The organism is Enhygromyxa salina (genome assembly GCF_002994635.1).
GTDB lineage: Bacteria > Myxococcota_A > Polyangia > Nannocystales > Nannocystaceae > Plesiocystis > Plesiocystis salina_B.
Window position 1 is genome coordinate 1 of sequence record NZ_PVNL01000151.1, and the last position, 826, is coordinate 826.

Consider the following 826-nt stretch of genomic DNA (forward strand, 5'->3'; position numbering starts at 1 on the left):
CCTTGATCAAGCGCAGCGGGCCGAAGAGAAGCGAGCCACGCTCCGCAGACACAGGTTTCCGACTACGGGGGTCGGTGCTCCCCGCGGACCTCTTGTTTTTCGACCAGACCTCCTTCGTAGGGTGAGGGGTTGAAGTTTCCGCAGCCTGCCGGGGCACCATGCGACCGGCAGGCTGAGGTCACGATCCCTCGAGCGCACGCACGAGGATGTGCGCACATGGTCGCCAGGCCAGCAGCCGGTACACCAGCCGGCGTCCTGTGTTTACGATCTGCGCAGGGATCATCATGAAGTCGAGCACGAAGGTGCGGAAGTCCATGCGCACGACCTGTTCCCGCTCGGCGTCGTGCCGCTCTTGCCAGCGGGGCGACGACGGCATCGTCAGCGCGATCCAGGCTTTGAGCGACCACGCGAGCGTCGTCGTCACCATCAGAGCCCAGTTGGCCTCGAGCGTGTTGAGCGGTGCCGTCAGCGAGCGGACCCCACCCTTGAGCTGCGCGATCAGGTTCTCTTGGTTGCAGCGTTCGTTGGCCTCGACGACGACCTGCTCGGCCGTGAGGTCCGGGTCGTTGGTCACGTAGAAGAAGTAGCGGATGTTGGTACTGAGGCTTCGCTGGTAGCGCTCCTCGGTGATCGTCTTGCGCAGCACGATCATCCGATACGACTTCTTGGCCCGCGCGGGCGTGTGTGCAAACTCGGCGATGTGCTCGGACTCGAGCCGCATGTCCTTGTAGCCGCGCTCCTCGACGATCGACTGCTTGACCCGCGGCTGCTTGGCTCGACGCTTCTTCTCTTCGTCGAGGGCCAGCTCGGCCTTGCGCATGAGCTT

The 826-nt window shown here is 64.0% G+C and carries 1 protein-coding gene; it reads right to left on the bottom strand.

Going from position 1 to position 826, the window contains the following annotated elements; genetic code table 11:
* Window positions 1–178: 178 nt before the first annotated feature.
* A partial coding sequence (locus tag ENSA7_RS41035) for a transposase (RefSeq protein ID WP_146158736.1) occupies window positions 179–826 on the bottom strand: 648 nt, incomplete at its 5' end.